The sequence below is a fragment of the Streptomyces sp. NPDC050147 genome (assembly GCF_040660195.1).
Taxonomy (GTDB): domain Bacteria; phylum Actinomycetota; class Actinomycetes; order Streptomycetales; family Streptomycetaceae; genus Streptomyces.
Genome location: NZ_JBFALJ010000033.1, coordinates 94,592 through 116,840, shown reverse-complemented (window position 1 = coordinate 116,840; position 22,249 = coordinate 94,592). Strand labels below are relative to the sequence as shown.

Genomic DNA, 22,249 nt, shown 5'->3' with positions numbered 1-22,249 from the left:
TGCTGGAACCACGGGTGCTGATCGCTGGTGTGGTTCATCACGAAGTCGATGATCACGCGCATGCCCCGCTGATGCGCGGAATCCACGAACTCCACAAAATCCCCGAGATCTCCGAATTCGGGCAGGACGGCGACGTAATTCGCCACGTCGTAACCGCCGTCGCGCAGGGGAGAGGTGAAGAAGGGCGGCAGCCACAGGCAGTCCACGCCCAGCCACTGCAGATAGTCCAGCTTGGCGGTGATGCCCTTGAGGTCACCGATGCCGTCGCCGTTGCTGTCGTGGAACGAGCGGACCAGGACCTCGTAGAAGACGGCCCGCTTGAACCAGTCGGGGTCTCGGTCCTTGGCGGGCGTGTCCTCGAACAGGTCCGATACCGGCTTGTTGATGGTCATGCATCCTCCGTTGCCGCACGGCTTGGCGCGTGCTTCCTCACTCGACCGCGCATACGTGCGCGGGGGACACGCCTGGTGTCAGACGGACGAAATTGGTCTCGCCCCACGTGTAGGTCGCGTCGCTCAGTTCGTCGTGCACGCGGAAGGTGGAGCCGGGCGCGATGTCCAGGCGCGCGCAGTCGAGGCGCACGGTCGCTTCCTGGGTGTGGTGCGGGTCGAGGTTCACGACCACCAGCACCGTGTCGCCGGGCTCATGACGGCTGTACGCGATCACCTGATCGTTGTCCGTGGGATGGAAGTACACATTGCGCAGCCGGCGCAGCGCCGGATGGCGCCGGCGGAACGCGTTGAGCGCGGTGATGAGGGGCGCGATGGTGGAGCCGGTGCGCTCGGCCGATTCCCAGTCGCGCGGGCGCAGTTGGTACTTCTCCGAGTCCAGGTACTCCTCGCCACCGGCCTGGAGGGGGGTGTTCTCGCAGAGCTCGTATCCGCTGTAGACGCCCCAGGTCGGCGAGAGGGTGGCGGCGAGCACCGCGCGCAGTTCGAAGGCCGGGCGGCCGCCGTTCTGGAGGAACTCGGGCAGGATGTCGGGGGTGTTGACGAAGAAGTTCGGCCGCATGTAGGCGGCCGACTCACCGGCCAACTCCTGTACGTACGAGGTGAGTTCCGGCTTGGTGTTGCGCCAGGTGAAGTAGGTGTAGGACTGCTGGAAGCCGATGGCGGCCAGGGTGTGCATCATGGCCGGGCGGGTGAAGGCCTCGGCCAGGAAGATGACGTCGGGGTCGGTGCGGTTGATGTCGGCGAGGACCTGCTCCCAGAAGGCGACGGGTTTGGTGTGCGGGTTGTCGACGCGGAAGATGCGCACGCCGTGGTCCATCCAGAACCGCAGCAGGCGTACGGTCTCGGTGATCAGTCCCGGCATGTCGCGGTCGAAGGCCAGGGGGTAGATGTCCTGGTACTTCTTCGGGGGGTTTTCGGCGTAGGCGATGGAGCCGTCGGTGCGGTGCTGGAACCACTCGGGGTGTTTGTCGACCCAGGGGTGGTCGGGGGAGCACTGCAGGGCGAAGTCCAGGGCGACTTCGAGGTGCAGGTCGCCGGCGCGGCGTACGAAGGCGTCGAAGTCCTCCAGGGTGCCCAGGTCGGGGTGGATCGCGTCGTGGCCGCCTTCGGGGGAGCCGATGGCCCAGGGCACGCCGACGTCGTGCGGGCCGGGAGACAGGGAGTTGTTGGGGCCTTTGCGGAAGGTGGTGCCGATGGGGTGGATGGGCGGCAGGTAGACGACGTCGAAGCCCATCGCGGCGATGGCCGGCAGTCGTTCGGCGGCGGTGCGGAAGGTGCCCGACCTGGGGGGCTCGCCCTCGCGCACGACGGCGCCCTCCGAGCGCGGGAAGAATTCGTACCACGACCCGAACAAGGCCCGCTCCCGCTCCACCAACAGCGGCAACGGAGCGCTCTCGGTCGGGCGTTCACGCAAGGGGTGGGCCGACAGGAGCGCGCGTACCTCCGGGGCCGTGGCCGCCGCCAGCCGATCCAGCGGGGAGCGGGTGTCGTCGCGCAGCAGACCGAGCGCCGTCTGCAGGGTGCAGCGTGTGGCGTCGTCGGGAGCCTGGGCGACGGCCCGTTCGAAGAGCTGGATCCCGTCTTCGAGGGTGACCCCGGTGTCCACGTCGGCGTGCACTTTGATCACCGCGTCGCGCTGCCAGGCTGCCATGGGGTCGGTCCAGGCCGCGACGGTGAAGGTCCAGTCGCCGACCGCGTCCGGGGTGACGTCGGCGGCCCACCGGTCTGTTCCCGGTTCCAGCTCCCGCATGGCCCGGCGCAGGGTGGTGCGGCCGTCGGGCGCGTACAGGACCGCCTCCGCACCGAGCACGGCGGAGCCTTCGGCGAACACGAGGGCCGTCACCTCGACGGCCTCGCCGACGACTGCCTTCGCCGGACGCAGGCCACCGTGAACACAGGGCCGCACATCCTCGATGGGGATGCGGATGTGGCTGGGGGCCACCGACATGCTGTCCACCTCCGGGCTCATACCGTGCGCGTTGATCGTCTTGGCTTGGTCTCCTGCGGCTTCGCGTGCTGCGTCAGTCGCCGCCGAGCGGGTACGCGCGACCGGCAGGCGCGGGGCGAGGCAGGCGTTCGGCGGCCTCGGCCGCCTCCCTCCCGCAGCGTCGGTTCGTCACCGCGCACAGTGCGGCCACGGCGGCCTCGAACCGCGCGCGCACCGCGGGATCGCCGGGCGAGGCGAGGAAGCGGCGCTGCCAGGCGCGGTACCTCACCAGTTGCCGATCGACGTCTTCTGTGGCGCGCTCCGCCCGCATCGCACTCGACCTCCTGGGACCTCCGCCACGGCGAGCCCTGGCGGGCTCGTGGACCGTTCACAGAGGGGAGCGACCCGTCACAGCGGGTCCACTCCGTCCCCCCATGGTGCGAGGAGAATCGCTCGCCGTCCTGTTGAACGCAGAGCACACGACCGGTCACGCTCGTGTTGCACGAATGGAGTAGGGGGGTGACGCTGGTGCTGACTCTCGAGCGATCACTGCTCACGCTCCGTACGTTTCCCGGCTCCGTGCCGAAGCGCCGAAGCGTGAGCTCCGCGGTGAGGAGCATGAACGATGAAGCACCACGCAGTGTCCCGCTACTACCACCTCGACGTGGAACTGGTGCCTGAGCGCGTCGGTCAGATCCGACGCATCCTGGCCGCCCATCTGAGGTACTGGGGGCTGGAACAGCACGTCGCCGACGTGTCACGCGGGATCGGTCTCCTGCTGGAGCCCGCGGCACGCAACACCTCCGCCGTACGGACGGCGATCGAGACATGGTGGACGGGGCAGCACCTGATCACCGCGGTCTCGCACGTCGATCCGGCCGCTACGGGTGAGCACCACGTCGAGCCGCACTCCCTGGCCGAGATCGCGGCGCTCAGTGACGGGTGGGGCAGCTGCACCGCGGATGACCAGCACATCGTCTGGTTCTCGCTGCGCAGCCGTACGGAGCAGCGCGAACCCCTGGTTCCCAAGGGCCCGGCGCCCGACACGATCGAGGCACGGCCCCTGCCCCGCGCCCTTTCGCGCCCGGTCGGCGTGGGCGCGCCGGAACCGGCGACACCCCTTGAGGTCGCCGGCCCTGCCTGACCGGACGTTGCGGCGGGTGCGCTCCCGGAAGGGCGCGCACCCGCCGTATGCCCGATGGTCGAACCAGAAGACTTGAGGGCTATCGACGGGAGACCTTGTGCGCGTGTGGACCGGCCGACCTTTTCCGTTGGGCGCCACGTACGACGGCGAAGGGACGAACTTCGCCCTGTTCAGCGAGGTGGCCGAACAGGTCGACCTCATCCTTGTGGACGCGAAGGGCGCCGAGCGGAGCGTGACGCTGACGGAGGCCGACGGCTCGGTGTGGCACGGCTATCTGCCGGACGTCGGCCCGGGGCAGCGCTACGGCTATCGGGTGCACGGCCCGTGGCTGCCCGCCGCCGGCCACCGCTGCGACCCGGAGAAATTCCTCCTCGATCCATACGCCAGGGCGGTGCACGACCTCCGTGACGACAGGGCGCGCACGGACACACCCGTTCGTGGGCCGGGGGTCCGAGACGACGCCGGGCCGGCCGCCCTGTGCGGTGTCGTGATCGATCCGGGCTTCGACTGGACCGGGGACAGCCCGCCCTCGCACGCTTACGCCGATTCGGTCATCTACGAGACACACGTACGCGGACTGAGCCGCACCCACCCGGGCGTCCCCGAAGAGCACCGCGGCACATACGCGGGCCTGGCCGCACCGGCGATCCTCGACCATCTGACCTCCCTCGGGGTCACCGCGGTCGAGCTGATGCCGGTGCACCAGTACGTCCAGGACGGGTTCCTGCTCGACAAGGGCCTGTCCAACTACTGGGGCTACAACACGATCGGTTTCTTCGCGCCGCATCACACGTACGCGGCCCACGGGACGCTCGGGCAGCAGGTGAACGAGTTCAAGTCCATGGTGAAGGCCCTGCACGCGGCAGGCCTCGAGGTCATCCTCGACGTGGTCTACAACCACACGGCGGAGGGCAACGAGAACGGCCCCACCCTGTCCTTCCGCGGCATCGACAACGCCTCCTACTACCGGCTGTCCGACGACGACTTCAGCCATTACTACGACACCACGGGGACGGGCAACAGCCTGCTGATGCGTCATCCCAACGTGCTTCAGCTGCTCATGGATTCACTGCGCTACTGGGTCACCGAGTGCCACGTGGACGGATTCCGCTTCGACCTGGCCGCCACCCTCGCCCGGCAGTTCCACGAGGTGGACCGGCTCTCCGCCTTCTTCGACCTCATCCAGCAGGACCCCGTGATCAGCCGCGTCAAGCTGATCGCCGAGCCGTGGGACCTCGGTGACGGCGGCTACCAGGTGGGCAACTTCCCACCCCTGTGGTCCGAATGGAACGGCAAGTACCGCGACTGTGTCAGGGACTTCTGGCGCGGGCGTGACGGGACGCTCGCGGAGTTCGCCTCAAGGCTGACGGGATCCGCCGACCTCTACCAGCACGACCGGCGCCGACCGCGTGCCAGCGTCAACTTCATCACCGCCCACGACGGATTCACCCTGCGCGATCTCGTCTCGTACGACACCAAGCACAACGAGGCCAACGGCGAGGGAAACCGGGACGGCGAGAGCAGCAACCGATCCTGGAACTGCGGCGCCGAAGGCCCCACCCGCAGACGCGACGTGCGCGCCCTGCGCGCACGACAACAGCGCAACTTCCTGGCCACGCTGATGCTGTCCCAGGGCATTCCGATGCTCAGCCACGGGGACGAACTCGGCCGCACCCAGCTGGGCAACAACAACGCCTACTGCCAGGACAACGAGACGACGTGGATCGACTGGGACCTCGACGAGGAACGCGCGGAGCTCCTGGACTTCACCCGCCGGGTGGTGGCGCTGCGCACCGAGCACCCGCTCCTGCGCCGCCGCCGCTTCTTCCGGGGCGACACCGTCACACACAAGGGACAGCCGCTGCCGGACCTGGTCTGGCTGCGCCCGGACGCGGCGGAGATGACGACGGCGGACTGGGACCGGCCCGACGCGCACGCGGTGGCCGTCTTCCTCAACGGCGACGCCATCGCGGAACCGGACCGCGTCGGGCGGACCGTCGTCGACGATTCCTTCCTCGTGCTGTTCAACTGCTACTGGGAGCCGATGGAGTTCCGGCTTCCCGACGCCACGTACGGCTCGTGCTGGACGACCTTGCTCGACACGTACGAAGCCGGCGGACCGCCGGACGAGACGGAGCACAAGGCCGAGACGACGCTGAGTGTCGGACCGCGGTCCCTGGTCGTCCTTTCCCGTCCCCCGGTCGGGAGACAGGGGCGGGGCAGGGGCTGATCAGGGGCGGTCCAGGTCCACCTGGAGATCGTCGGTCTCTGTCCAGAAGCCTTCGTCCGCGTCCTGCAGACGGGACGCCGCGTGCTTCATGTGGCGGCGGACGGCGCTGCGGGCCGCTGCCGCGTCGCCCGTCTCGATGGCCGCGAGGATCGCGTGGTGCTCCACCCGCACCGCCTCGATGAAGTCGTCGCGCCGTGCTTCGTTGGCCCGCGTGACGCGGATGCCGCCGCGCATGACCTCCCCCAAGTACCGCACGGTCGAGACCATCACCGCGTTCCCGGTCGACTCGGCGATCGACTGATGGAAGGCCAGGTCCTCGTCGACCCCGTCGCCGCCTACCGCCACCGCCTTGTCGATGGCGGCCAGTGACTGCCGCATCCGGGCGATGTCGTCCGGCGTGGCCCGGGTGGCCGCGAGCGAGGCCGCCTCGCCCTCCATGGCGCGGCGGACCTCCACGATCTGCAGCACCTTTGACTTGGTGCCGGAGGCCTCGGCCTCCAGGTCGAGCGGCCGGGTGCGCCGGGGCATGACGAACACGCCCCGGCCCTGCCGCGGTTCGACGAGGCCCGCGTTGCGCAGCCGGGAGACGGCCTCGCGGATCACGGTGCGGCTGACGCCCAGCTGCTTGACCAACTCGACCTCGGTCGGCAGCTTGTCGCCCTCGGCCAGACGTCCGGATTCGATCTCCTCCGAGAGGATCGCGGCGACCCGGTCCGCGAGCCGAACGGGGCCACTCACCTTGGAGAACATGCTCGTCAGTCTATCCGTCAGGGCCTGATCGCCCCGGGGGCGGGCAGGTCCGCGGGCGCGACCGCCTCGGGGTGGTCCTCGACGTACGCCCTGACGATCGACTCGAAACTCTCGTCGGGCCGCAGGCCGAGCGCCGTGGCACGCGCGTTGTCGAAGGCGGCGGGCCACGAACCGACGATCGCCTCGACGGCGGGATCGGGCGTGATCGTCACCCGGTCGGCGACGGCGTCACCGGCCACCCGGCGCAGCGTGTCCAGCATCTCGGCGACCGTGACCGTCAGCGCCGGAAGGTTGACCGGAAGCCCGCCCGCCAGCTCGCCGGGCCCGCTGCCCCGCCCGGCCTCGGCGATGCGGAGGATGCCTTCGACGGTGCGCCGCGGCGAGGCCAGGGCGACTCGGAGGCCGGGGCTGACCGGGCAGGTGGCCGGCAGACCGGCGAGGGGCTCGCGGATGATGCCGGACAGGAAGCCGGAGGCGGCCGCGTTCGGCTTGCCCGGCCGTACCGAGACGGTCATCAGACGCGCCACGCGTCCGTCGATGAAGCCCCGCCGGGTGTACTCGGCGACCAGCTGTTCGCAGACGCGCTTCTGCGTACCGTAACTGGACCGCGGTGTGGGCAGCGTCGACTCGCTGACCACGGGCGGGAGCGGCAGCGCGGCGTCGGAGCCGTAGACCGCGACGCTGCTGGAGAACACCAGCCGGGGGGTCGGTCCGCCCGCGGCCGACTGTGCGCGGGCCGCGTCGAGCAGTGCGCGGGTGGTGTCCAGATTGGCGCTCATGCCCACGTCGAAGTCGGCCTCGCACTCGGCCGAGACCGCCGACGCCAGGTGGATCACGACGTCCACCGGCTGCGCGAAGATCGCGTCGAGGCGCTCGCTCAGGTCGCCGTGGACGACGTCCACCAGCGGGTCGGCCGACACCGTCGCCTCGGCCGGCACGAACCGGTCGGCGAGCACCAGTTGGCCGATCGGCGCCCCGCACAGGATCCGCCGCTTCAGCAAGGAGTCGGCGACCTGCCGGCCGAGGAAGCCGAAGCCACCGGTGATGACGATCCTCATGCGTTTTCTCCTCGGTAGTTCTTGAGCCAGCCGAGCCCCTCGCTCGTACCGGCGCGGGGGATGTACTCGCAGCCGATCCACCCGTCGAAGCCGAGACCGTCGACGACGTCGAACAGGTGGCGGACATCGAGTTCGCCCCGGTCGGGTTCGTGACGGTCGGGCACACCGGCGATCTGCAGGTGGGCGACGCGGCCGGTGGGAAGGTCGCGGCGCAGTGTCGTGGTCAGGTCTCCCTCGACGATCTGGCAGTGATACAGGTCCAGTTGCACCTTGAGGTTGGGGGCGCCCACCTCCTGTACGAGAGCGTGCGCCTCGGCCTGCCGGTGCAGGAAGTAGCCCGGCATGTCACGGCCGTTGATCGGCTCGATCAGGAGGTCGACGTCCACGGCGGCGGCCCGCTCGGCGGCCCAGGCCAGGTTGGCCAGGTAGGTGGCGCGGTGCGCGGCCCGCTGGGCGGGCGTCACCTGCGGCGGCAGGAGGCCGGCCATCACGTGCACCTGGCCGCAGCCGAGCGCCGCCGCGTACTCCAGCGCACGCTCGATGCCGGAGCGGAGCTCGCCCTCGCGGCCGGGGAGCGACGCGATGCCCCGCTCCCCGGACTCCCAGGCGCCGGGCGGCGCGTTGAACAGCACCTGCCGAAGGCCATGGTCTTCGAGCCTGCGGCGCAGCTCGGCGGCTTCGTAGGCGTACGGGAAGAGGTACTCGACGGCCTCGAAGCCGTCCGCCGAAGCCGCGGCGAAGCGGTCGGGGAAGTCGTACTCGGTGTACATCATGGACAGGTTCGCGGCGAACCTCGGCATGCGTGCTCCTGCGGTGGGGCCGGGCCGGGGCCCGGTCAGCGGTTGACGACGTCCTTCTTGGTGGTCAGCACGGCGGCCGCACCGATCACCAGGCTCAGGGCAAGGACGTACATCGGGATGGAGGTCGATCCGGTGGCGTCCTTGAGGCCGCCGATCATGTACGGGCTGACGAAGCCGGCCAGGTTGCCCACCGAGTTGATCAGGGCGAGCCCGGCCGCCGCGGCGGTGCCGCCGAGGAACGCGGTGGGCAGCGACCAGAACAGCGGGGCGCAGGTGAGCACTCCTGCCGCGGCGAAGGACAGGGCGACCAGGGACAGCACGGTCGATCCGCTCCATCCGGCGGCCAGGGAGAAGCCGACGGCGCCCATGAGGCTGGGTATGACCAGGTGCCAGCGGCGCTCGCGGCGCTTGTCCGCCGAGCGGCCGAACAGGTTCATCGCGATCAGCGCGGCCAGGAACGGCACGGCGCTGAGCACACCGATCGTGAAGTTGTCGTCGATGCCGGTCGACTTGACGAAGGTGGGCATCCAGAAGGTCAGGGCGTACTGGCCCATGACGAAGCAGAAGTAGATGAGGCACATCAGCCACACCTTGGGGTCACGGAAGCCGTCCCAGACCCGGCCGTGCTTCTGGTGCGCGGTGTCCTTGGCGATGGCCGCCTCGACGATGTCCTTCTCCTCGTCGGAGAGCCACTTGGCGCTGCGCACACCATTGTCGAGGTAGAACATCGTGGCGACGCCGATGAGGAGCGCCGGAACCGCTTCGAGCAGGAACATCCACTGCCAGCCCTGCCACCCGCCGACCCCGTCGAAGGTGTCCATGATCCAGCCGGAGAGCGGGTTGCCGAAGATGCCGGCCACGGGGATCGCCGACATGAACATCGCGATCACGCGGGCCCGGCGGTGGGAGGGGAACCAGTAGGTGCAGTAGAGGATCACACCCGGGTAGAACCCGGCCTCCGCGGCTCCGAGCAGGAAGCGGAGCACGTAGAACGTCGTCTCGTTCGTGACGAACGAGAACGCGCCCGAGACCAGACCCCACGTGATCATGATGCGGGCGATCCAGGTGCGTGCGCCGACGCGCTGGAGCATGAGGTTCGAGGGGACCTCGAAGAGGAAGTAGCCGATGAAGAACAGTCCGGCGCCGAGGCCGTACGCCGCCTCGCTCAGGCCCAGGTCGTCGGACATCTGCAGCTTCGCGAAGCCGACGTTGACGCGGTCCAGGTAGGAGAAGACGTAACAGAGGATCAGGAAGGGGACGATGCGGAGAACGACCTTGCGGAACACGGCGTTCTCACGGGCGAGTTCGGGGGTCTCGGCCGTCGCGGTGGACGTGGGCATGCGGAATCCTTACTGCGGCTCAGGGGATTCTCCGACGGGCGGCGCGTGGCGCGGTGTGCGGTCACCAAGAGGCGTCGAACACGGACCGCAGTTCGTCGAGAGCGGGGCGGGCGAGCGGCTCGGGGCGACGGTCGGTCAGGAGCCAGAGGCGCGCCGTTTCCTCGAGTTCTTCGAGGACGGCGAGGGCGGATGCGGCGTCCGGGCCCCAGACCACCGGGCCGAGACGGTCGAGCAGTACGGCCCTGATCGGCGTGCGTTTCGCCGCACGATCAGCGATATGGCCGGCCACCAGGTCGGCCACGCGGGGGTCGCCCGGCCGGTGGTAGGGGATGAGCGGGACGTGCCCGACCTTCATGACGTAGTACGGCGTGAGGGGCGGCAGCACGTCGTCCTGACTCCATACGCCGGCCAGGGTGAGCGCGACGAGATGCGTGGAGTGGGTGTGGATGACGAACCGTGCCGTGGGGTCGGCGGCACAGACGCGCCGGTGCAGGGTGAGGGTCTTGCTGGCGCGGTCGCCCGCGATCTGCTCGTCCCCGGCGTCGACCAGGGCCAGGCGATCGGGTTCCAGGAAGCCCAGGGCGGCGTCGGTGGGCGTGATCAGGTGGGAGTCGCCCACCCGCGCGCTGATGTTGCCGGCGCTGGCGTGGACGTAACCCCTGGCGAACAGGCTGGTGCCCACCCGGACGATCTCGGCGCGCGCCTCGTCCACCGTGAGCCTTGGGGAGTGGGTCACGCGGTCTCCCGGTCGAGGTGGGCGAAGGCCGCGGTGAAGAAGTCGGGGCCGCCGAAGTTGCCGGACTTCAGCGTGATGTGGAGCGTGCCCCCCTCGGGGAGGGCCGCCGCGCACCACGGCACGCCGGGGTCGATCTGCGGTCCGACGCGCAGACCCGTGACGCCCAGCTTCTGGACGACCGCGCCCGAGGTCTCGCCACCGGCGACGACGAGTTGACGGACACCCAGCTCCACGAGGCCCTCGGCGACGCGGGCCAGGGTCTGCTCGACGAGCGCACCGGCCTCCGCGACGCCGAGGCGGCCCTGGACGTCCTTGACCGCGTCGGGAGCCTCGGTGGAGTGGACGAGGACCGGCCCCTCGGCCAGATGTGCGGCGGCGAAAGCCAGGGCCTGCCCCGCCACGTCGTCGCCGGCCGCGATCCGCAGCGGATCCACGTTGAACGCGGGCCGTCCGCGGCGCAGGAAGTCTTGGACCTGACCGTTGGTGGCAGTGGACACCGATCCGGAGACGATGGCCTGGTAGCCGCCGGGCGGGGGCAGTTGGGCGGCGGCGGGGGACGGCGTGAACCCCCAGTTCGCGGGCAGACCGATCGCCAGACCCGACCCGGCGGTCACCAGCGGCAGTTCCTTGACCGCCGCGCCGAGCCGCAGGAGGTCGTCGTTCGACACGGCGTCCACGATCGCGGCCCCGACACCCTCCTCGCGCAGGGCGCCCATGCGCTTTTGGATCGCATCGGCACCGGCGGCGACCACGGTGTGATCGATGAGGCCGACCGGCCGGGCGGTCTGCGCGCCGAGAACGGACACGAGGTTGGAGTCCGTCATCGGCGTCAGCGGATGATGCCGCATGCCGCTCTCGCCGAGCAGGACGTCGCCGACGAAGAGATGTCCCTTGAAGACGGTGCGCCCGTTGTCGGGGAACGCCGGGGTGGCGACCGTGAAGTCGGTGCCGAGGGCGTCCATCAGGGCCTCGGTGACGGGGCCGATGTTGCCGGCCCGCGTCGAGTCGAAGGTCGAGCAGTACTTGAAGTAGATCTGCTCCGCCCCCGCGGAGCGCAGCCACTCCAGCGCCCGCAGCGACGCCGCGACGGCTTCGGATGCCGGGTTGGTCCGCGACTTGAGCGCGATGACGACGGCGTCCGCGCCGGGGGGACCCTCGGTGGCGGCTTGCGGTACGTCGATCAGCTGGACCACGCGCATGCCCGCGCGCACCAGGTTGTTGGCCAAATCCGTGGCACCGGTGAAGTCATCGGCGATGCAACCGAGTCGGATCGCCATGTCAGCCCTCCACCTGTGCAGCCTGGTCGGTCTGTCCGGGCAACTCGTTCTTCACGACCTGTACCGGCAGCTCGATCCCCGGGAAGATTTTGATCACCGCACTGTCGTCCTCGCCGCCCAGGCCGGAGGCCGACGCCTGTAGGAACATCTGGTGGGCGGTGGCCGCCAGGGGGAGGGGGAACTTCTCCGGTCGCGCCGCGTCGAGCACAAGGCCCAGGTCCTTGACGAAGATGTCCACCGCGGACAGTGGCGTGTAGTCCCCGGCGAGCACATGTGCCATGCGGTTCTCGAACATCCACGAGTTGCCCGCGCTGTGTGTGATGACTTCGTAGAGCGCCTCGGCCGGTACGCCCGCCTTGATGCCAAGGGCCATGGCCTCCGCCGCCGCGGCGATGTGTACGCCGGCGAGCAGCTGATGGACGACCTTGACCTTGGACCCGATCCCGGCTTCGCCGCCCAGGCGGTAGACCGTGCTGCTCATGGCCTCCAGCACCGGGTCAGCGATCGCGTACGCGGTGGGAGCACCCGAAGTCATCATGGTGAGCTGCCCGTTGGCTGCCCGCGCGGCGCCGCCGGAGATGGGCGCGTCCAGGTAGAGCACGCCGCGCTCGGCCAAGCGCCGCTCCAGATCGGCGGACCAAGTGGGGTCGACCGTGGAGCACATGACGTAGACGGAGCCCGGGTGCAGCCGCTCGGCCGCGCCACCGTCACCGAACAGGACCGACTCGACCTGCGCCGCGTTGACCACGACGCCGACCAGGACGTCGACGCGGGCCGCCAGTTCACCGGCGGAGGCGAAGGCGGTGCCGCCGCCCTCGGCGAAGCCCGCGGCCACGTCGGGGCGCAGATCATGGACGCCCACATCGAAGCCCGCGTCCCGCAGACTGCGCGCCATGCCGAGCCCCATGGCCCCGAGCCCCACCACGCCTATGCGCGGCCCTGCCGACCTGTCCTGGTCGTTCATGCCCATCCTCGTCTCGCTGTGCCGTGCCGCACCCTCGGGGGTGCGCGAAAGCTCTGAATCCGTGCGGCGGTCGGGTCATATGATGACCTGAGGATGTGGCGTGGCGCACTGTGATGCCGGTCACAGTGATGGGATGAGGTGTGGGAAGAGGGGCGCGGTCCGCCGGATACGACGGTGGCCGGCCGGGAGCTCAGATCTCCGCCTGCCCCATACCGGCGAACCACCGGGCCGCGACGGAAGCGACCTCGTTCAACGCCGTCGGCTCCTCGAAGAGATGCATGGCGTCGGGGATCACGCGCAACCGGCTGAGGACACGCATCCGGTTGGCCGCTTCCCGGTTGAGCCGCAGTATCTCGGTGTCACGCCCCCCGACGAGGAGCAGGACCGGGGCGTGCACATGGCCGAGCACCTCGTCTCCGGCCAGATCGGGGCGGCCGTCGGGGCAGACCACCGTGTCCACCAGGCCGGGCCTGGCGGCGGCGGCCCCGAGCGCGGCCGCCGCTCCCGTGCTCGCGCCGAACAGGCCGACCGGCAGGTCGGAGACGCGGGGTGCGAGCCAGTCGACGGACGCGGTCAGCCGGTGCGTCAGCAGTTCGACGTCGTGGTGCTGTCGGCCGGTTGCCCTGTCGGCTGCCACTTCTTCGGCGGTGAGCAGGTCGATGAGCAGCGTCCCGCAAGCGGAATCGTGCAGCGTGCCGGCCACGGCCCGACTGCGGGGGTTGTGCAGGGAACCGCCGCTGCCGCGGGCGAGGACCGCGATGCCGAACACCGTGTCCGGCACGGTCAGTTCACCGACGAGTGCCCCCTCGCCGCTGGGCACGGTGACAGTCTCGGACAACATGTGACCTCCGGATTCCGGGTACGGGTGAACGCCGGGTACCCCCCGGGTCCTGCGCTACGCGGCAGCGGGACGGGGCGTACGTACTTACGAGGAGGCCGGGACGCGACCGGCTTACGAGGCGGCCGGACGCGACCGGTATCTCCCCGCATCGACGGCACGCCGGGCCCGGACAAGGGCCCGTCCCTCGGCCGTGTACCACTGGCGCCCGAGCAGCACGGCCAGGACGATGCCGACCACGTCCCCGCCGTAATACATGACGTACGACGCCAGGTGCAGGTCTGCCGCGGCGAAAGTGGTGCCGGGCGGGCCCGTGACATAGAGCGACTTGGACAGGATTCCGTGCGCGGCCGAAGCGGCCAGCAGGGCCGCGCCGCGCAGCGCGAATCCGGCGCGGTGACGCAGCGGGTCCAGGGCGAGGACGGCGAAGGAGAACAGCACGCCGGAGACCAGGAGATGCACACTTACGAGCGTGTGCAGCCACTCCTGGTGGTGCGCGGCACCCATGACCGGCGTGCGGTACACCACCCACAGCCCGGCGGAGTGCATGAGCGCGGCCAGCGGCGGCCACACGAGCAGGGCCGCGGGCCGGGAATGGACGCAGGACAGAAGGCGTCGCCGTGGCACCACAGGCAACGCCCGCAGCGCCAGCGTCACGGGCCGGCCGAGCACGAACAGCAGGGGCGCGATCATCCCGATGCCCAGATGGGTGACCATGTGCCCGGTGAACGGCGGCCATCCCTCCCACGGAGCGACGACCGAGGTGACGAACACCGCGCCGCCCGCGCAGACCGCCGCGTCACGCCGGTGCGGCCAGCGGTCGCCGCGGCGGCGCAGCTGCCGGGCCGCCGCCACACAGCCGAGACAGCACACGGCCACGAGCAGCGCCACAGCCGTCATCGGCGGGCCCGGACCAGCAGCAGCACGCCGGAGAGCAGGAAGAGGACGGCGATCACGTTCCAGGTCCAGTCGTACGGGGCCAGCTCCACGCCGTAGCGGATCTGATGCAGCTCCAGCGCCTTGTGCTGGAACGTGCCGTCGTACAGCTGGAAGCCGCCGAGACCCAGGCACAGGCCCGCCCACCAGGCGGTGAGGTGCCGGGCGTCCCGGCGCCACAGGTCCGCGTAGAGGAACAGGCCCGCCACCATCGCAAGCCAGCCGAAGGCATGGAAGATCCCGTCGGAGACGAGGCCGGCCTCGCTCGACGCCTTGTCGTAGAAGTGGTGCCAGTGCAGCAACTGGTGGAACACCATCTCGTCGATGAACGCCGCGAATCCGACGCCCACCAACGCCCCGGAGAGCAGGGAGCGCTGCCTCACCGGTCCGCGCCCCTGTGCCGGTCCAGCGGAACGCGTCGCTGCTCATGGAAGGGGAACGTCATCCGGGTCTCCTCGGCACCAGGGCGGGAAAACGGGCGGGATCAGGTGGTACGTGCGGGCGGGCGAGGCGCCGGGTACCCGCGAAGCGGAATGGCAGTCCGCCGCATTTGCGCCACTGTGTCGTCCGGCGGCCAGGCCCAGGTTCGCAGGCTCACCCGCTTGCGCGCGCGGAGGCGGCGGCCATGCGTGCCGCCGGTAGGGCTATTACGGTGAAAGCCCACGAAAGACCGTGAAGGGAGCCCTCGTGACGCGTGCCGCGCTGTTCGACGTCGACGGAACGCTCGTCGACACCAACTACCTGCATGTCACTGCCTGGTGGGAGGCGTTCCGGCAGGCAGGTCACCAGGTGCCGATGCGCGCCGTGCACCACGCGATCGGCCTGGGCGGTACCGACCTGATCGAACACGTTCTCGGCGATGACCGCGATCCGGACCAGGACGACGCCATCAGCGCCGCGCACAAGACCCTCTACGGCACCCATTTCGACCGGCTCAAAGCCTTCGAGGAGGCCGGACAACTCCTGCGGGCCCTCGCGGGGGAGGGGTGGACCATCGTCCTCGCCACTTCCGCGGGCGGCGCCGAACTCGACGCGCTGCGCGCCGCAGTCGACGCGGACGACGTCATCACCGCGACGGCCAGCGCCGACGACGTCGACGAGGGCAAACCCGCCGCGGAGCCCGTCGCCCACGCGCTCGACCTGGCCGCTGCGAAGGCGCGGGACAGTGTGTTCGTCGGCGACTCGGTCTGGGACATGAAGTCCGCGCGGCGCGCGGGCGTCACGCCGGTGGCGGTGCTCAGTGGCGGCATCCCCCGAGACGACCTCGTCCGGGCCGGAGCGGCAGAGGTGTACGACGACACCGCCCACCTGCTGTCCTCGCTCAAGAGCAGCGCTTTCGCTGGTCAGGGAGGTAAGGACTGACCGCACGGATGTCGCCGCCGATGACCGTCAGACTTTCCAGGACCTGATCTGGTCGGCGACGGCGTAGACACTGATCCGGCTGTCGCGAATCTTCCGGATGAGGTCGGACAGCGCGCCGTAGGGCGGATCGATGCCCTCGCCCGACTGGTCCATGTACTGGGCGGCGACGAGCGCCGCGTACAGGCTGTTGCGGTAGGGCAGGGGTTCCAGGCGCACGATGGTGTGCAGCAGGGCGGCGGCGCGCCAAGCGGCGTCCGGGTCGGCGGACTCCAAGGTCGGCAGCTTCGTCTTGTGGCGTGCGACCGCGGCGACCAGTGCGGAGTAGTCCGACACCGTCATGTCCTCGGGAGCGACCGCGAACTCCTGGACGTCCAGCAGCCAGGAAACGTCTACGTACAGAACCATCAGGCGGCCGCGGACCCCTCGTGACGTGCGGAGGGCGGAATCTCCTCGGGATTGGCCGCGTCGAACTCGGCCCGCAGCCGGTCAGCCCAGGTGGAGGCGCCCGCGACGAACTTCTGGCGCTCCATTTCACGGACTCCGAGGTCGTGGAGGTACTGCTTGAGGCTCTTGCCCTCGGCCGCTGCGGCCGCGCGGACACCCTTGAGCTCCTCGTCGGTGAAGGTCACGTTCAGAGACGGCATGTCTCCAAGGTACCAACTAGGTACCTGCCGGGGGAGTGCCTCCCCCGACCGCATCGGAATCAGGCTGTGACAGCAAGGGGAACAGCCGGGTGATGAGGGCCACCGGGCGGGCTTCTTCGGGTCGGGCCAGCGGGCGTTGCTCGCGGTCCTGGTAGGGGGCGAGTGCCCGGCGGACGGTGTGCGCCACCTGGGTCATCTCCTCGGGCGTCAGGTAGGCGATGGCGCTGAATGCCTCGTCGCGGCGCCATTCGGCCGGGGCCTGGTCGCGCTGGGCCAGCCAGCGCTGCCAGCTCTCGTCCTCCAGGCCTCGGGCCAAGTCGCCGAACTCGTCCTCCGTGGGTCCACCGGCGGTCGGGTCGCTCTGCTTCAGTCGCCAGGGGCGTGCGCGGCCTCCGTGGTGAGGGGCTTCCTCGATGTGCCCGTGCCGCGCGAGCTGCCGCAAGTGGAAGGAGCAGAGCCCCGAGCTGTAGCCCAGCCGGGTGGCGGCTTCGGTCGCTGTGACGGTGCCGACTTCGGCGAGCAGCTCCATCAGGGCCGTACGGACCTCGTGCTGACGCAAGGAGTCGCCGGCGTCCCCCGTCCGGCTGGGCGCGTGACCGGGCGAGTGGCCGAGCGCGTCGTCGGGGGAGGCGTTGAGGTCATCTTCAGTCACTTTGCAAAGTCTGCTACTTTGCAAAGCTCTTGGCAAGCGATTCACGTCGTTCTGCGATTCACATCGTTCTTGGGAGACAGCGATGCCTGTTCGTCACGGAGGCCGGGCCGTCGACACTCGTCCCGCACTGCCGCCAGAGGCGGAACGGGGTTCGGTGCGCCGGATCACGGTGGTGGGGGAGAAGATCCTGAGCCGTCGGTGCCAGGAGGTGACCGAGTTCGGCACCCCGGAGCTGTCGGCGCTGATCGACGACATGTTCTTGACGATGTACGTGGCCGACGGCGCCGGCCTCGCCGCCAACCAAGTCGACGTCGACCTGCGGCTGTTCGTCTACGACTGCCCGGACGACGAAGGGGTCCGGCATGTCGGCCACATCATCAACCCCGTTCTTGAGCTGCCGGCCCCGGGCAGTCGCCGGCTCGTCGACGACTTCGAGGGCTGCCTGTCCGTGCCCGGTGCGACCGTGGCGGTTCCCCGCACCGATCGCGCCGTCGTCCGCGGCGTCGACAAGGACGGCACCCCTCTCGTCATCGAGGGCACGGGCTACTTCGCCCGGTGCCTGCAGCACGAGGTCGACCACCTCGTCGGCCACACGTATCTCGACCGGCTCTCGAAGCGGGACCGCAAGGACGCCTTGCGGCAGATGGAAGAACGCCGTGAGGACGTCTTCGCGCAACGCGTGGCCAAGGCGGGCGGTCTGGGTCGTTGAGACAGTGACTCAGAGCGCGGCGCAGGCCTCGCCGATCGCCTGGTCCAGCGTCGTCAGGCCCAGCGACAGCTCGTCCTCGGTGGCGGTCAGCGGCGGCGCCATCCTCAAGACCCCGCCCATGCCGGTGAGTTGGACGATGTTCAAGTGCAGGCCGAGTTCTAGGCAGCGTCGGGTGACCCGCGCACCCAGCTCGTTCGAGTGCTGCTTGGTCTCGCGGTCGGCGACAAGTTCGAGTCCGGCCAGCAGTCCCCGGCCGCGGACGTCGCCGACGACCGCGTGCCGCGCGGCGATGTCCCTCAGGCCTTGGTGGAGGAACGCGCCCAGCGACCGTGCGCGCTCGTCGAGCTTGTCGCCGATCAGGACGTCGAGAACGGTGTTGCCGACCGCGGCCACCAGCGGGTCGGCGACGTGCGTGGTGAAGAACAGGAACCCGCGCTCGTACGCCTCCTGTTCGATCTCGGCGCTGGTCACCACGGCCGCCAGGGGCAGTCCCGCGCCCAGCGTCTTGGACAGCGTGAGGATGTCGGGCACGACGCCGTCACGCTCGAACGCATACCAGGTCCCGGTGCGGCACAGGCCCGTCTGGGCCTCGTCGAGGATCAACAGCATGCCGCGTTCCCGGCATTTGGCCCGCAGGGCAGTGAAGTATCCGGCGGGCGGTTCGATGATGCCGCCGGAGCTGAGGATCGGTTCGACGAGACAGGCGGCGAGGCTGCCGGTCGACTGGGCGTCGATCAGGTCGAAGGCGAAGTCCAACTGCCGCCGCCAGTCCAGGGAGCCGTCGTCCGTGGTGAAGTCGGGCCGGTAGGTGTTCGGGACGGGGATGGCGAAGTTGCCGGGCGCGCCGGGGCCGTAGCCCTTGCGTCCCGCGCTGTACGTGGCGGACGCGGCGGCCTGCGTCATGCCGTGCCAGGAGCGCGCGAACGAGACGATCTCGTGCCTGCCGGTCACGAGCTTGGCCATCCGGATGGCGGCTTCGTTGGATTCGGCGCCGGTCGTCAGGAGCAGCGCCTTCTCCAGCGGCGCGGGCAGCGTGTCCGCGAGACGCCGGGCGAGGTCGACCACAGGGCGGCTGAGCATGCCGCTGAAGAGATGGTCCAAGGAGGCGACCTGCCGCTGGACGGCCGCGACGATCTGCGGGTGCGAGTGGCCCAGGATCGCGCTCATCTGACCGGAGGTGAAGTCAAGGACCTTCCGGCCGTCCGCGGTGAACACGAAGCTCCCGGCGGCACGTTCGATGATCTCGTGGGTGAACTCGCCGCCGTAGCGCACGAGATGCCTCTCGGCGTCCGCCCAGAAGGTGTCGGTGGACGGCAGGGCTGCGCTCGAAGCGGTCATATGGCCGACGGTAGGCGGCGGCCGAGCGACACGTCCACCTCACGATTCCGGCTTTCCTGTTCGGTAAAGCCGTACAACAATGCCAACGTGATGAACCCCTGGCGGCTGCGGCTGCTCAGCCAGCTCGACACCCTGGGCACCGTCCGGGCGGTCGCCCAGGCCGCCAACCTGAGCCCGTCGAGCGTGTCCCAGCAGCTCGCCGTGCTCGAGAGCGAGACGCGCACCCAGCTGCTCGAACGGACGGGACGCCGGGTGCGGCTGACCCCCGCCGGACTGATTCTCGCCCGCCGTGCGCGGGCGATCCTCGACCACATGAGCAGCGTGGAGACCGAGCTGCGCGGATTCGGCGAGGAACCGGCGGGACTGGTGCGGCTCGGGGCCTTCCAGAGCGCCATCCACACCATGGCCGTGCCCGCGGTGAGCCGACTGGCGCGCGAGCATCCGCGCCTCGACGTCGAACTTTTCGAACTGGAGCCGCACGCGAGTATGCCCGCGCTGCGGGGCGGCGACGCTGACATCATCATCACGACCACCGGCTTCGACGAGCTGCCGCTCGGCCCGGACCTCGACATCGTGCCGCTGGCCACGGACCCGGTCCTGCTGGTGGTCCCGCCCGGGCATCCGGCGACCGGCCGCGGTGCCGTGGACCTCGCGGCGTACGCGGATGAGGCGTGGGCGTTCGACATCCCGCAGTCGTACATGGCCAATCTCGCGGTGCGCCTGTGCCGCCAATCAGGCTTCGAGCCGCGCGTGGTCTGCCGCTTCAGCAACTACATGATGACCCTGCAGCACGTCGAGGCCGGACTCTCGATCGCGCTGCTGCCCGGCCTGGCGGTCGACCGCCGATACGCCGTCGCCACCAGGGAACTCGCCACTCCCGTGACGCGCACCATCACGGCGGCGATCCGCCGCGGCTCACCACCTCGCGCGGCGGTGCGCGCGGTGCTGGAGGCCCTGCGCCACCATCCGGAGCTGCCGCTGCCGGGCGGGGAGTGAGGCCGGGGGCCCTGCCGAGGCGCGCAAGGGCCGGATTGTCAGTGGCGCCTGGGAGGGTGGGAGACATGGACAGGGATGAGGAGTTGCTGCGCGGCCGGGTCTACGGCCAGGACCACGACGACCCCCGCCGGGGCCCGCAGCCGGGACGGGACTACGGCGAGCTGGTCGGCGGCCCCCTGGACGGTCTGTTGCTCGACATAACCGGCTGGACCAAGGGCGAGACGGAGACCGGTGTCGCCCTGCCCACGGAACTCGGGCATTTCGGTGCCGGCGGCCGAGCGATGTACGACCCACGCCCCGGCGACCGCCGCCGCTGGGACTGGTCCGGCGACACTCCCTGACAACTCCTGGCACACAGCTCGTAAAGTCGCAACGGTGAACGAGAACAACACCTTTGGCATGCAGGACGCTCCCGACCCTGATCTGCCGATGCTGACCATCGCCCAGGCCACCCGCCTGCGGGCACTCGCCGACCCGTACGCGCGAGAAGGCCACTCCTACTTCTTGCACAACCTGGCACAGAGGTGCCGTCAGGCACCGGAAGAGCACTGGCCCGAGATGGTCGCGGCCCACTTCGCCCGCCTGGCGGAAGGAAGCAAGGGCGACGAGAGCGCCGCTGAGCTTCTGCGCGGGGTTCATGCGCGGTTGCTGCCCACGGATTCGCTCACGCCGGAGATCGCCGGTGCCATGAGGTACGCGCGCGTGGTGGCCGAAGGGCTCGTCTTCGCCTACGCCCTCGACACGCCCACCAGCGTGCGGATGCTCACCGACTCCGACGTGGAGCGCGCCGGGATCGAGGAGTTGGGGCAGGCGGCGTACGCGAACTTGATGCGTGTGCCCGTCGAGCACGACGAAGTGCCCATAGAGGGAGGCGCGGTTCTGCACTCCCTGTACGGCGAATCCCCGTTCGTCGCGAGCAAGGCGCTGTACCTGTCGGAAACGGTCCGGCAGATCACCGGTGAGTCACTCCCGGACGCCGGAGCTCTCTTCGTCGTGCCCACCCGGCACCTGCTGGCCTACCACCCGATCGCCGACGGTTCGGTGGCCGACGCCATCAACGGCCTTGCCGCCTACGGCCTCGGCGCTCATGAGGACGGCCCGGGCTCACTGTCCCCAAGGGTCTACTGGTGGCATCGGGGCCGCCTGACGTCGATCACGGTCATCGACCACGACACCCGGTCCTTCTCCCTGCAGCCGCCGCCGGAACTGCTCGGCCGCATGAAGGGCCTGGTCCGCCTCGACCGTGCCGGACGGCTCGACACCGCCACCGCGGCCAGGACATCCGACGTGGCCGCGCTCACCCGCGCCACGGCCGACGCCACGGCCGGCCTCGCCGAGAACCCGGCCGGACTGGGCGACGCCTTCGCCTCGGCTCTCACGCTCGCCCACGCCCACTGCGCCGCCGACCCCAAAGCGTCGTACGCCGACACCTGGGACGCCTGGGCCACCGCCGTACAGCTCGGCTCGGCGCTGTTCACCGGTGCCCAGGCCCAGGAGTGCCGACTGGGCGAGGACATCGTGCGGCAGCTGCCCGCGATTTTGGCCGCACCGCCCGCCGACGCCCGCGCCTGGCTCGACGCCTTCTACGTCGCGGTCGTGTGCCGTCAGAAGGACAGGGCCGACCGGCTGTGCCAGGTGCCACTGGAGGTGCTGCGGCAGGACGACTCCGTCGACGCGTACGTACTGAACTGGGTCGACACCCTGCAGACCTACTGGTCCGAGCGCCCCATGGACGATGTCGTGGCAAAGCTGCTCGCGACCATGGAAACGTCTCATCCGCAGTCGCTGACCCACACGCCGAAGGACTTCGCGGACCTCATCGACTACCAGCCCGTCGCGCTCTTCCACCGCCTGATCGCCCGCGACCACGACGCCTTCGCCAAGGCCCTGGCCGAAGCTGTCGCGCACCACGGCAACTACTGGGGCGACTCGGCGGCACCGCGCGCCCGGGTGGCGTTGGGAGTCCTTGCGATGGCGAGCCTCGCGTACGACTACGGCTTCCCCGTCGCCATGCCGCAGCCGTACCTGCCCACGTATCTGCTCGACCGCCAACGGATCGAGGAGATACCGGCCGGCTGAGGGCCCGCGCTGAAACC

General features: G+C 70.0%; 24 protein-coding genes. 7 read left to right on the top strand and 17 right to left on the bottom strand.

Features of this window, described 5'->3' with window-relative positions:
* The 3 genes from AB0I94_RS36980 to AB0I94_RS36970 form a co-directional block, all read right to left on the bottom strand.
* On the bottom strand, positions 1-392 hold a 392-nt coding region (locus AB0I94_RS36980), incomplete at its 3' end, for an alpha-amylase family glycosyl hydrolase (protein WP_363314174.1).
* A 37-nt stretch (positions 393-429) separates the two neighbouring features.
* Positions 430-2,400: an alpha-1,4-glucan--maltose-1-phosphate maltosyltransferase gene (locus tag AB0I94_RS36975; RefSeq protein WP_363314173.1), complete on the bottom strand. Its 1,971-nt coding sequence runs from the start codon at positions 2,398-2,400 to the stop codon at positions 430-432.
* Between the two features lie 73 nt (positions 2,401-2,473).
* Entirely contained in the window at positions 2,474-2,710 is a 237-nt protein-coding gene (locus tag AB0I94_RS36970; protein WP_363314172.1) for a DUF5133 domain-containing protein, read from the bottom strand.
* Positions 2,711-3,004: 294 nt separating this feature from the next.
* Here AB0I94_RS36970 and AB0I94_RS36965 point away from each other — a divergent pair, with 294 nt between their 5' ends.
* Both AB0I94_RS36965 and glgX read left to right on the top strand, forming a co-directional pair.
* Positions 3,005-3,523: a pep a2 gene (locus AB0I94_RS36965; protein ID WP_363314171.1), complete on the top strand. Its 519-nt coding sequence runs from the start codon at positions 3,005-3,007 to the stop codon at positions 3,521-3,523.
* Between the two features lie 97 nt (positions 3,524-3,620).
* Positions 3,621-5,753: a glycogen debranching protein GlgX gene (glgX, locus tag AB0I94_RS36960; RefSeq protein ID WP_363314170.1), complete on the top strand. Its 2,133-nt coding sequence runs from the start codon at positions 3,621-3,623 to the stop codon at positions 5,751-5,753.
* On the opposite strand, the gene AB0I94_RS36955 is transcribed toward glgX, so the two are convergent.
* The 10 genes from AB0I94_RS36955 to AB0I94_RS36910 all read right to left on the bottom strand — a co-directional run bounded on the left by AB0I94_RS36955 (position 5,754) and on the right by AB0I94_RS36910 (position 14,835).
* On the bottom strand, positions 5,754-6,503 hold the full coding sequence (locus AB0I94_RS36955; RefSeq protein ID WP_363314169.1) for a FadR/GntR family transcriptional regulator: 750 nt from the start codon (positions 6,501-6,503) through the stop codon (positions 5,754-5,756).
* Between the two features lie 17 nt (positions 6,504-6,520).
* Positions 6,521-7,561, bottom strand: coding sequence for a D-erythronate dehydrogenase (denD, locus tag AB0I94_RS36950; protein ID WP_363314168.1), 1,041 nt, complete (start codon positions 7,559-7,561; stop codon positions 6,521-6,523).
* Positions 7,558-8,361: a 2-oxo-tetronate isomerase gene (otnI, locus tag AB0I94_RS36945; protein WP_363314167.1), complete on the bottom strand. Its 804-nt coding sequence runs from the start codon at positions 8,359-8,361 to the stop codon at positions 7,558-7,560. Before otnI ends, denD begins: the two co-directional genes overlap by 4 nt.
* A 35-nt stretch (positions 8,362-8,396) precedes the next feature.
* Positions 8,397-9,701 carry an MFS transporter gene (locus AB0I94_RS36940; protein ID WP_363314166.1) on the bottom strand — a complete coding sequence of 435 codons (1,305 nt, stop codon included), beginning with the start codon at positions 9,699-9,701 and terminating at the stop codon, positions 8,397-8,399.
* Positions 9,702-9,762: 61 nt separating this feature from the next.
* A complete protein-coding gene (locus AB0I94_RS36935) occupies positions 9,763-10,437 on the bottom strand; it encodes an aldolase (protein WP_363314165.1) in 675 nt (224 codons plus the stop codon).
* The gene (otnK, locus tag AB0I94_RS36930) at positions 10,434-11,714 is read right to left on the bottom strand and encodes a 3-oxo-tetronate kinase (RefSeq protein WP_363314164.1); all 1,281 of its coding nucleotides are present in this window, start codon (positions 11,712-11,714) and stop codon (positions 10,434-10,436) included. Before otnK ends, AB0I94_RS36935 begins: the two co-directional genes overlap by 4 nt.
* Position 11,715: 1 nt before the next feature.
* Complete coding sequence (gene ltnD, locus AB0I94_RS36925; RefSeq protein ID WP_363314163.1) at positions 11,716-12,678, bottom strand: L-threonate dehydrogenase; 963 nt, start codon at positions 12,676-12,678, stop codon at positions 11,716-11,718.
* Between the two features lie 190 nt (positions 12,679-12,868).
* Entirely contained in the window at positions 12,869-13,519 is a 651-nt protein-coding gene (locus AB0I94_RS36920; protein WP_363314162.1) for a hydrolase, read from the bottom strand.
* Positions 13,520-13,630: 111 nt separating this feature from the next.
* Positions 13,631-14,416: a cytochrome c oxidase assembly protein gene (locus AB0I94_RS36915; protein ID WP_363314161.1), complete on the bottom strand. Its 786-nt coding sequence runs from the start codon at positions 14,414-14,416 to the stop codon at positions 13,631-13,633.
* On the bottom strand, positions 14,413-14,835 hold the full coding sequence (locus tag AB0I94_RS36910; RefSeq protein WP_363314160.1) for a DUF2243 domain-containing protein: 423 nt from the start codon (positions 14,833-14,835) through the stop codon (positions 14,413-14,415). Before AB0I94_RS36910 ends, AB0I94_RS36915 begins: the two co-directional genes overlap by 4 nt.
* Before the next feature lie 304 nt (positions 14,836-15,139).
* On the opposite strand from AB0I94_RS36910, the gene AB0I94_RS36905 reads away from it, so the two are divergent.
* Positions 15,140-15,814, top strand: a complete 675-nt coding sequence (locus tag AB0I94_RS36905) for an HAD family hydrolase (protein WP_363314159.1) — start codon at positions 15,140-15,142, stop codon at positions 15,812-15,814.
* A gap of 27 nt (positions 15,815-15,841) precedes the next feature.
* Here the strand turns inward: AB0I94_RS36905 and AB0I94_RS36900 are convergent, their stop codons facing one another.
* From AB0I94_RS36900 to AB0I94_RS36890, 3 genes are read right to left on the bottom strand one after another with little or no spacing between them, the layout of a single operon-like run.
* Positions 15,842-16,219 (bottom strand): toxin Doc, encoded by a 378-nt coding sequence (locus AB0I94_RS36900; RefSeq protein ID WP_363314158.1) that lies wholly within the window; start codon positions 16,217-16,219, stop codon positions 15,842-15,844.
* Complete coding sequence (locus AB0I94_RS36895) at positions 16,219-16,458, bottom strand: hypothetical protein (RefSeq protein WP_344521400.1); 240 nt, start codon at positions 16,456-16,458, stop codon at positions 16,219-16,221. Before AB0I94_RS36895 ends, AB0I94_RS36900 begins: the two co-directional genes overlap by 1 nt.
* A gap of 16 nt (positions 16,459-16,474) precedes the next feature.
* The gene (locus AB0I94_RS36890; RefSeq protein ID WP_363314178.1) at positions 16,475-17,017 is read right to left on the bottom strand and encodes a winged helix-turn-helix domain-containing protein; all 543 of its coding nucleotides are present in this window, start codon (positions 17,015-17,017) and stop codon (positions 16,475-16,477) included.
* Between the two features lie 175 nt (positions 17,018-17,192).
* On the opposite strand from AB0I94_RS36890, the gene def reads away from it, so the two are divergent.
* Complete coding sequence (gene def, locus AB0I94_RS36885) at positions 17,193-17,819, top strand: peptide deformylase (protein WP_363314157.1); 627 nt, start codon at positions 17,193-17,195, stop codon at positions 17,817-17,819.
* Positions 17,820-17,828: 9 nt separating this feature from the next.
* On the opposite strand, the gene AB0I94_RS36880 is transcribed toward def, so the two are convergent.
* On the bottom strand, positions 17,829-19,157 hold the full coding sequence (locus AB0I94_RS36880) for an aspartate aminotransferase family protein (RefSeq protein ID WP_363314156.1): 1,329 nt from the start codon (positions 19,155-19,157) through the stop codon (positions 17,829-17,831).
* A gap of 90 nt (positions 19,158-19,247) precedes the next feature.
* Here AB0I94_RS36880 and AB0I94_RS36875 point away from each other — a divergent pair, with 90 nt between their 5' ends.
* The 3 genes from AB0I94_RS36875 (at position 19,248) to AB0I94_RS36865 (ending at position 22,232) form a co-directional block, all read left to right on the top strand.
* Positions 19,248-20,153 carry a LysR family transcriptional regulator gene (locus AB0I94_RS36875; protein WP_363314177.1) on the top strand — a complete coding sequence of 302 codons (906 nt, stop codon included), beginning with the start codon at positions 19,248-19,250 and terminating at the stop codon, positions 20,151-20,153.
* 65 nt (positions 20,154-20,218) lie between these two features.
* The gene (locus AB0I94_RS36870) at positions 20,219-20,494 is read left to right on the top strand and encodes a hypothetical protein (RefSeq protein ID WP_363314155.1); all 276 of its coding nucleotides are present in this window, start codon (positions 20,219-20,221) and stop codon (positions 20,492-20,494) included.
* Between the two features lie 34 nt (positions 20,495-20,528).
* Complete coding sequence (locus tag AB0I94_RS36865) at positions 20,529-22,232, top strand: immunity 49 family protein (RefSeq protein ID WP_363314154.1); 1,704 nt, start codon at positions 20,529-20,531, stop codon at positions 22,230-22,232.
* The last annotated feature ends 17 nt before the right edge of the window (positions 22,233-22,249 follow it).

Coding starts and splice junctions, on each gene's coding strand:
- AB0I94_RS36880 (WP_363314156.1), bottom strand. CDS start 19,157: ATGACCGCTTCGAGCGCAGCCCTGCCGTCCACCGACACCTTCTGGGCG.
- def (WP_363314157.1), top strand. CDS start 17,193: ATGCCTGTTCGTCACGGAGGCCGGGCCGTCGACACTCGTCCCGCACTG.
- otnI (WP_363314167.1), bottom strand. CDS start 8,361: ATGCCGAGGTTCGCCGCGAACCTGTCCATGATGTACACCGAGTACGAC.
- denD (WP_363314168.1), bottom strand. CDS start 7,561: ATGAGGATCGTCATCACCGGTGGCTTCGGCTTCCTCGGCCGGCAGGTC.
- ltnD (WP_363314163.1), bottom strand. CDS start 12,678: ATGAACGACCAGGACAGGTCGGCAGGGCCGCGCATAGGCGTGGTGGGG.
- AB0I94_RS36965 (WP_363314171.1), top strand. CDS start 3,005: ATGAAGCACCACGCAGTGTCCCGCTACTACCACCTCGACGTGGAACTG.
- AB0I94_RS36870 (WP_363314155.1), top strand. CDS start 20,219: ATGGACAGGGATGAGGAGTTGCTGCGCGGCCGGGTCTACGGCCAGGAC.
- AB0I94_RS36900 (WP_363314158.1), bottom strand. CDS start 16,219: ATGGTTCTGTACGTAGACGTTTCCTGGCTGCTGGACGTCCAGGAGTTC.
- AB0I94_RS36895 (WP_344521400.1), bottom strand. CDS start 16,458: ATGCCGTCTCTGAACGTGACCTTCACCGACGAGGAGCTCAAGGGTGTC.
- AB0I94_RS36915 (WP_363314161.1), bottom strand. CDS start 14,416: ATGACGGCTGTGGCGCTGCTCGTGGCCGTGTGCTGTCTCGGCTGTGTG.
- AB0I94_RS36970 (WP_363314172.1), bottom strand. CDS start 2,710: ATGCGGGCGGAGCGCGCCACAGAAGACGTCGATCGGCAACTGGTGAGG.
- AB0I94_RS36875 (WP_363314177.1), top strand. CDS start 19,248: ATGAACCCCTGGCGGCTGCGGCTGCTCAGCCAGCTCGACACCCTGGGC.
- otnK (WP_363314164.1), bottom strand. CDS start 11,714: ATGGCGATCCGACTCGGTTGCATCGCCGATGACTTCACCGGTGCCACG.
- AB0I94_RS36955 (WP_363314169.1), bottom strand. CDS start 6,503: ATGTTCTCCAAGGTGAGTGGCCCCGTTCGGCTCGCGGACCGGGTCGCC.
- AB0I94_RS36940 (WP_363314166.1), bottom strand. CDS start 9,701: ATGCCCACGTCCACCGCGACGGCCGAGACCCCCGAACTCGCCCGTGAG.
- AB0I94_RS36975 (WP_363314173.1), bottom strand. CDS start 2,400: ATGTCGGTGGCCCCCAGCCACATCCGCATCCCCATCGAGGATGTGCGG.
- AB0I94_RS36920 (WP_363314162.1), bottom strand. CDS start 13,519: ATGTTGTCCGAGACTGTCACCGTGCCCAGCGGCGAGGGGGCACTCGTC.